7 protein-coding genes are annotated in these 7,448 nt (G+C 63.6%); 4 read left to right on the plus strand and 3 right to left on the minus strand.

Features of this window, described 5'->3' with window-relative positions:
* From AC6EI8_RS03300 to AC6EI8_RS03310, 3 genes are all read left to right on the plus strand, one after another.
* Nucleotides 1-3,105: an efflux RND transporter permease subunit gene (locus AC6EI8_RS03300; protein WP_053821815.1), complete on the plus strand. Its 3,105-nt coding sequence runs from the start codon at nucleotides 1-3 to the stop codon at nucleotides 3,103-3,105.
* A gap of 51 nt (nucleotides 3,106-3,156) precedes the next feature.
* Nucleotides 3,157-3,534, plus strand: coding sequence for a hypothetical protein (locus AC6EI8_RS03305; RefSeq protein ID WP_053821816.1), 378 nt, complete (start codon nucleotides 3,157-3,159; stop codon nucleotides 3,532-3,534).
* Between the two features lie 105 nt (nucleotides 3,535-3,639).
* Nucleotides 3,640-3,774, plus strand: a complete 135-nt coding sequence (locus AC6EI8_RS03310; protein WP_099047658.1) for a YHYH domain-containing protein — start codon at nucleotides 3,640-3,642, stop codon at nucleotides 3,772-3,774.
* A gap of 28 nt (nucleotides 3,775-3,802) precedes the next feature.
* On the opposite strand, the gene AC6EI8_RS03315 is transcribed toward AC6EI8_RS03310, so the two are convergent.
* From AC6EI8_RS03315 to AC6EI8_RS03325, 3 genes are read right to left on the minus strand one after another with little or no spacing between them, the layout of a single operon-like run.
* Nucleotides 3,803-4,261: a chromate resistance protein ChrB domain-containing protein gene (locus AC6EI8_RS03315; RefSeq protein WP_053821817.1), complete on the minus strand. Its 459-nt coding sequence runs from the start codon at nucleotides 4,259-4,261 to the stop codon at nucleotides 3,803-3,805.
* Between the two features lie 47 nt (nucleotides 4,262-4,308).
* Entirely contained in the window at nucleotides 4,309-5,499 is a 1,191-nt protein-coding gene (locus tag AC6EI8_RS03320; protein WP_053821818.1) for a chromate transporter, read from the minus strand.
* A gap of 22 nt (nucleotides 5,500-5,521) precedes the next feature.
* A complete protein-coding gene (locus tag AC6EI8_RS03325; protein WP_053821819.1) occupies nucleotides 5,522-6,481 on the minus strand; it encodes a chromate resistance protein ChrB domain-containing protein in 960 nt (319 codons plus the stop codon).
* Between the two features lie 239 nt (nucleotides 6,482-6,720).
* Between AC6EI8_RS03325 and AC6EI8_RS03330 the strand changes: the two genes are divergently transcribed.
* On the plus strand, nucleotides 6,721-7,448 hold a 728-nt coding region (locus AC6EI8_RS03330), incomplete at its 3' end, for a phage integrase family protein (RefSeq protein WP_498381265.1).

Below are 7,448 nucleotides of genomic sequence, written 5' to 3' on the forward strand. Positions count from 1 at the left end.
ATGTTCAACTGGATAGTTCGTGCCAGCCTCGGCAACCGGCTGGTGGTGCTGGCCCTGGCTACGATTTTGATGGCGTTCGGGGCCATGACGGCCTGGCGTACGCCCGTGGATGTGTTTCCGGACCTCAACAAGCCCCTGGTGACGGTGATCACGGAGGCAGGCGGCATGGCGCCCCAGGAGGTCGAGTTGCTGGTGTCCTTTCCCATCGAAACCGCGCTCAATGGCATGCCTGGCGTGACGCGAGTGCGTTCGGTCTCCGGCGTGGGACTGTCGATTGTCTATGCCGAATTCGATTGGGGGAGCGACGTCTATCGCAACCGGCAATTGGTGTCGGAGCGCCTGGCGCTGGTGCGGGAGCAATTGCCCGGTGGACTGACGCCCATCATGGGGCCGGTTTCGTCCATCATGGGCGAGATCATGCTCATCGCCTTGCCGATCGACGCTCAGAGCGTCAGCCCGATGGTGGCACGCGAGTACGCCGATTTCGTTCTGCGCCCGCGGCTGCTGTCGGTGCCGGGCGTATCACAGGTGATTCCCATTGGCGGCGAAGTCCGTCAGCTTCGGGTTGAACCGGACACTGCACGGATGGCGCAGTTCGGTATCTCGCTCGGCCAGTTGTCCGACGCGCTGCGGGACTTCGCCAGCAACAGCAGTGGCGGCTTCATCGACCTGAACGGCCGGGAATATCTGATTCGCAACCTGGGCCGTACGACGCGCCTGGATGATCTCGGCGGGCTGGCCGTCGCATATCGCGATGGTGCCCCGGTGCTGCTCCAGCAGGTCGCCAGTGTGCGCCATGCCCCCGCGGTCAAACGCGGCGACGCCGGGTTCAACGGCAAGCCGGCCGTTATTGTCAGTGTGCAAAAGCAACCGGACGCCGATACCGTCAAGCTGACACGCGAACTGGAAGCGGCGCTGGCCGAGCTCAAGCAGGGCATGCCCAAGGGCCTGGAAGCGCCGCGCGTGCTGTTCCGGCAAGCGGATTTCATCGAGGCTTCCATCGGTAATGTGGTTGAGGCACTGCGCGACGGCGCCATCATGGTCGCGATCATCCTCTTTGCCTTCCTGCTCAGTGCTCGCACGACCGCCATTTCTCTGATCGCCATTCCGCTGTCCCTGGCCGTGACGGCGCTGGCCTTTCACGTGTTGGGCCAGTCGATCAACGTGATGACGCTGGGGGGCTTGGCCATCGCCATTGGCGAATTGGTCGACGATGCGGTGGTCGATGTGGAGAACATCCTGCGCCGGCTCAAGCAGCGCAAGACCATGACGGAGGCGCCTGCGGTACTGGAGACGATCTGGCGCGCGTCCGTGGAGGTGCGCTCGGGCATCGTCTATGCCACGTTGATCGTCGTCCTGGTGTTCGTGCCGCTGTTTGCGCTACCAGGCATCGAGGGCCGGTTGTTCGCGCCATTGGGCGTGGCCTATATCGTGTCCATCCTTGCGTCGATGCTGGTGTCGATGACCGTCACACCGGTGCTGTCCTACTACCTGCTTCCCGGCATGAAGCGCCTGGACCATCCCGATAGTCCCTTGGTGCGATGGCTCAAGCGGGTCGATACGCGCGTGCTGAACTGGTCGTTTCCGCGTGCCCGGGTCATTCTCGCTGGCGCCGGGATCGCCGCGCTTATCGCGGCGGCATCGATACCGTGGCTTCCGCGGGCCTTCCTGCCGGCTTTCAACGAGGGCTCGCTGGTCATGTCCCTGATGTTCAATCCGGGCACATCGCTGACGGAGGCGAACCGCATGGGCGCCTTGGCCGAATCGCTGATTCGCCAGGTACCGGAAGTCACGCAGGTGGGCCGCCGTACTGGCCGCGCGGAGCTCGACGAGCATGCCGAAGGGGTGCATTCGTCCGAGATCGATGTCGACCTGAAGCGTTCCGATCGCAGCCGCGAGGAAGTCATGGCCGCCATCCGCGCACAACTCTCCTCGCTGCCTGCATCCGTCGCCATCGGGCAGCCGATCTCTCATCGCCTGGACCATCTGCTGTCGGGCGTGCGGGCGCAGATCGCCCTGAAGATCTACGGCGACGACCTCGATACCCTGCGGGGCTTGGCGGAATCCGTCCGCGGTCGCCTGGCGCAGGTGCCCGGCCTGGTCGACATCACGGTCGAGAGACAGGTATTGATTCCACAGGTGAACGTGCGCCTGGATTATCGAAAGGCCGCGCAGTATGGCATCACGCCCGGCGATGCGCTGGGCGCCATGCAGACGCTCTCCGAAGGCGCACGGGCATCCCAGGTTATCGAGGGCGTGAGACGTCATGATCTCGTTGTGCGGCTGGCCGAAACGCAGCGCACGCCACAGGATCTGGCGCGCATCATGATCCAGTCGCCACGCGGGCCCGTGCCGCTGGCCGCCATCGCATCGGTGGAAGAGGGCGATGGCCCCAATCAGATCGGCCGGGAAAATGGCCGGCGACGAATCGTCGTCTACGCCAATACCGACGGCTCCGACATGGGCCGCATCATCGCCGGAGTACGGGGCGCGGTCGCGCAGTCCAGTCTGCCGGGCGGGTACTTCGTCAGCATCGAGGGGCAATTCCAGGCGCAGGAGCTGGCTACGCAGCTGATTGCTCTCCTGGCCGTCATGTCATTGGCGTTGATCTACCTGGTGTTGTATTCCCGATATCGCGCGCATCGGCTGACGCTGATCATCATGGCCAACATACCTTTCGCGCTGATTGGCAGCGTCATTGCGATGTGGGCCGCGGGCCTGACGTTGTCCGTCGCATCGATGGTCGGTTTCATCACGCTGACCGGCATCGCGACGCGCAATGGCATTCTCAAGGTCAGCCATTACATCAATCTTTGCCGGCTCGAAGGGGAGTCGTTCGGCATGCCGATGATCGTCAGAGGCTCGCTGGAGCGTCTGACCCCGGTGCTCATGACCGCTCTCGTGGCGGCATTCGCTCTGACGCCGCTATTGGTGGCGGCCGATGCGCCCGGCAAGGAGATCTTGCATCCGGTGGCCGTCGTGATCTTCGGGGGGCTGGTCAGCTCGACCTTGCTGGACACCGTGCTGACGCCGCTGGCGGTATGGCTGTTCGGGCGTGAATCCATCGAAGAACTCGCCGGCCAAGCCGGCACGCACGCCTATTGAAATGGGTCAGGGCGGCGCCCTCGAGCCGCCCACTGTTTTTTGGAGTGGACTATGAACCAACGCATTGCCGCGGCGCTGGCCGCAATCTGCATCTCGATCTCGGGCACGGCGATGGCGCACGGCGCTAAGCCGGCGCAGTACGGCGGCGTCGTGCAGACGGCGAGCGATATGCAGTTCGAACTGGTGGCAAAGGACGGCAACGTCAGCCTGTACGTGGACGACCATGACCAGAAGAAGTCGGTCGCGGGCGCGAGCGGCAAGCTGACGGTGCTCAATGGCAGCAAGAAGAGCGAGACGGCGCTCAAGCCCGCGGAAGGAAATGTGCTGGTGGGCGCCGAACAAATCGCCGTGGCTCCCGGTGCGAAGGTGGTGGCAAATGTCGCCTTTGCCGATGGCAAAACCGTAACCGTCAGGTTCGCGGTGAAGTAAGCCTCCGCGCTTGAGGAGGTGGCCATCCCTCCTTGCGAAGGGATGGCCAAATGCGTCTTCGGTGCTACCTTACCGTCAAATCAACACTAGACGGACGGAGACATCATGCTGCGCAGCGCCATTGTTCTTATCTTTGCGGTCCTCGGTTTCGCGTCTACTGCGGCGTGGTCGCATAGCGGCGGCACCGATCGAAATGGCTGCCATATGGACCACAAGACTGGCATTCGACATTGCCATTGATCTCGCAGCAGGCTGCCAGCTGCTGCGTTCAGATGCGTTGCGCTGGTGGCCAGTTGTGCGTCTCCGATTGGCAATCCCTGCACCAGGCGTACAGCGCATCGTAGAGAACCATGCCATGGCGAAGCATCTCGTGATCGTCGGCAAAGCGCCGCGATAAACCGAGCGAGATGGCATAAAGTCCCGCCGACTGTGGCGTGAGGTCCAGCCTCGATGTGTCCGCGCCACGCACGATGGCGGCAAGCTGCTGCAGGGCCGGCTCGGCTAATCCGTACTTATCGAGAAAGGCATCGAAGCTGCAATGGTCGCCGACATGCGACAACTCCACATCGGGCACATCATATGGAACGGCGCCAGTGCTTTGTGCAACAGCCAATACGTCGGCCGGCGGCACATACAAAAACTCAGGCGTCTCATCGATATAGCGGGCGATCAGCCAAGGACAGGCAATGCGGTCGATCTTTGGCCTTTCGCGGGTGACCCATTTCATGGTCGTCTCCTCATGGGTACGGGTGCCTGGCCGCCCGCATCAGGGTTTCAGGACCGCAGCAGCGGATACACCAGGAGACCCACTGCCGCGGCGCCAGCGACAATCGCCGGTTCCGGCAACTTCTTGAATCGCCAAAGCAGCAGCACGGTCACGATCGCCAACACCAGTGTGGGTGCATCGATAATGGAACGTTTAGCCAGCACAACGACGGCGCCCGTGATGGCCCCGACTGCGGCGGCTGTCACGCCGTCCACGAAGGCGACAATGGCAGGCAGCTTCCCGTACTTCTTGAAGTAGGGCGCCGGAATCACGGTGAACAGATAGCACGGCAGGAAGGTGGCCAACGAAGCGACGATGGCCCCGGGAAGCCCAGCCACCAGATAGCCGATAAAGCCCACCGTGATGACGACGGGACCCGGCGTAATCATCGCCACCGCTACCGCATCGACGAACTGCTTTTCGTTGAGCCATTGATGCTCGGTCACGACGCCGCCGTACAGGAACGGAACGATGGCAAGGCCCGAGCCGAAGACGAAGGCGCCAGCCTTGGCAAAGAACAACCCAATCTGCGTCAGCAACGGCAAATCGAAGTTGGTCAAAATTCCCGAGCCCGGCGCAATTTGCCACGCAGCAGCGATCGGCATGCCACCTTGTTTGAACCACTTCGGCGGCGCGCGCCAGAACCACACGAGGACGCCGGCGGCAATGAACAGCCACGCGATCTCTGATTCCGTGATGATGGTGACCGCGACCAGGACGGCATAGATGGTCCAGAGCAAGGGGTCACCGCCAACACTCTTGCGCGTCAGCTTGTACGCACTGATCGCGATAATTCCGATCACCGCGGCACCCACGCCGTAGAAGACCGACTGCATCCACGTCAGGCCGCCAAAGCGCACGTATGCCCAACCCAGCGCCAACACCATGAGGAAGGACGGAAGCACAAAGGCGATGCCGACCAGGGTCGCGCCGGCAATACGGTAGTGGACAAAACCGAGATAGATGGCAAGCTGTGCTGCCAGCGGGCCGGGCGCCAATTGGGCCAGGGCCAGTCCTTCCTTGTAGTCGGCCTCGGTGAACCAGTTGCGCGACTCGACAAGGTCGCGATGCATATAGCCAGCCAACGCCACGGGGCCGCCAAAGCCCAGGGTGCCCAGGCGCAGCATGTACGCCACCAGTTGCCACAGGGTGTAAGACCCCCCTGAGGGGGACGGAACGGTAGTGCGATCGGCTTTCATTGGTGCATAGGTAAGTGAGAGATCAGCGCTTGGGCCGGGTGCTGAAATGACGATGCAACGCGCTCAGAACCGGTATGCCTTCGGCGAGCAATTGGTCGTCGTCCCGAGCGGTCTGCCGCAGCCCTGACAGCATCGCTTCGAGACCGGCGGCCTCCGCGGGCGGGTCCCCGCCGACATCCAGGGCATGGACGATCGCGGCGATGCGGGCAAGGGCGCGGTCTTCCTCCAGCCCAAAGCTGGCCAACAACACCTCGAAACTGACGCGCTGGCCCACGTGCGTGAAAGCGGCACCGTCGAAATCGAATCCAAGCGCGTCATCGGGACACGCCTGCGGATCAGCAAGCCAGAGGAATGTCGCGTGCGGATCAATGAAGCGCTGAATCAGCCAGGCGCAGGCGATGCGGTCAATCCAAATATGTCGCCGTGTTGCCCAGCGGCGTCCCTGGTACTGGGCGGGATCCCTGGGAACGATGCCCATGTCCGCCGCGTGCGGCTCACCTGGCGAGAGAACCCGACCGGCCCCGCGCTGAAATGCGTCCCAGCTCGCGGACACTCGGTTGGACGCGTCGTTGGGAAAAAAGTCGACGGCACGAATGGCGTTGATGGCGCGTTGGTAACGGTCAAGCAAGCGCCGGACTTCGGCGGCATTGCTTTGCGCAAGAGCGGCGCCGCTTTGATCGATGTCCGCCTGCAACTGGGCGTAGTCCGGCGAGCGGTCGAACAACAGTGCAAAGGCGCGCTCCTGCTCCCCATCGGCGCTGACAGCCAAGAGCCAAGCCTCTCCCTGGTGACGACGCACATCCGTGGCCAACAGGTTCAGCCGCTCGGCGCGTTCGGGGGACGCAGGAAGCAAGTAGGCGCCATCGCGCAGCGTGGCGCAGCCAAGCGCATTCACGGCGCGCCATAACCGCATGCGAGCGGTGGTGCTGCCAGCGGGCAGCGTAACGAGAAGGAGGAGCCAGGGAGCAGCGAGGTATGTCATCGCTGCAAGCGTAGGCCTTCGTAGCGTGTTCTACAACTGTGTAGAGATCATTACAGGCGTTACCAATGCCGCATTGCGATGGCCGAGTTCGATAGACGTTCCCCGGTGGGCGTCATCAATGTTCTACAAGACGGTCAAGGTTTGTAGAGCCTAGCGGGGCTCCGAGCCATTCTCGCCAAAATACGAACGGCACAGTATGCTTATCATAATAGCCATTTCGGTGCGCTAAACTGGCGCCCATGAAATCGCGCCTGACCCTACCGAACTCCGCATCTGCCGCCAGCACGGGTATGGATACGGCCTCCGCCGATGCTTCCACGGCATTCCCCGATGCCGCCTCCCTGGCCGCGCTGCGTGCCTGGCATGCCGGCCTCAGCTCCCGGCAAGCCGTGGCGCAATACCTGGGAGAGGAGAGGGCGCGCGGCCAATCCTCGCGCGCCGTGCTGGGCCGCATTCGCCGCCGGCTCGCCTCGCTGGCACGCGAGCGCGGCCGCGACGATCTGGCCGCGTTGTTCGAGATACCGGCGTCGGCGCGGGTGGCGCAGGGCAGGGCGGCCGACCGTGCTATTGAGGTCTTGCGCACGCTGCCCACGCCACAGCCAGCGATCACCGACGACATCAGTCGCTGGCTGCCGGCTCGCGCCGTCGCTGCCTTGCGCGCCCACGGCATCGAGACGCTGGCGGCGCTGACGGTGCGCGTGCCCAGGCGTCGACGCTGGTGGGCAACCATCCCCGGGCTGGGCGCTACCGGTGCCAGACAGATCGAGGCGTTCTTCGCCGCGCATCCTGAGCTGACCGAGCGGGCCCGCGCGCTGATCGTGCAGGAGCGGCGCAGCAGCGTCGTGCCGTGGGAGCAACTACGCTTGCCCCATCAGGTCGACGGCTCCGAAGGGCGCTTTCGCGCCCCGCGCGCGACGTGCACCTTGACCGCGGACAACGACTACGAGGCGGTGCAGGCCTGGCTGGC

It is taken from the genome of Cupriavidus sp. R6-3 (assembly GCF_059772245.1).

What these genes read in the sequence shown, in the direction of transcription:
- AC6EI8_RS03320 (WP_053821818.1), bottom strand. Translation starts at nt 5,499, where the DNA reads ATGAAAGCCGATCGCACTACCGTTCCGTCCCCCTCAGGGGGGTCTTAC.
- AC6EI8_RS03325 (WP_053821819.1), bottom strand. Translation starts at nt 6,481, where the DNA reads ATGACATACCTCGCTGCTCCCTGGCTCCTCCTTCTCGTTACGCTGCCC.
- AC6EI8_RS03305 (WP_053821816.1), top strand. Translation starts at nt 3,157, where the DNA reads ATGAACCAACGCATTGCCGCGGCGCTGGCCGCAATCTGCATCTCGATC.
- AC6EI8_RS03315 (WP_053821817.1), bottom strand. Translation starts at nt 4,261, where the DNA reads ATGAAATGGGTCACCCGCGAAAGGCCAAAGATCGACCGCATTGCCTGT.
- AC6EI8_RS03310 (WP_099047658.1), top strand. Translation starts at nt 3,640, where the DNA reads ATGCTGCGCAGCGCCATTGTTCTTATCTTTGCGGTCCTCGGTTTCGCG.
- AC6EI8_RS03300 (WP_053821815.1), top strand. Translation starts at nt 1, where the DNA reads ATGTTCAACTGGATAGTTCGTGCCAGCCTCGGCAACCGGCTGGTGGTG.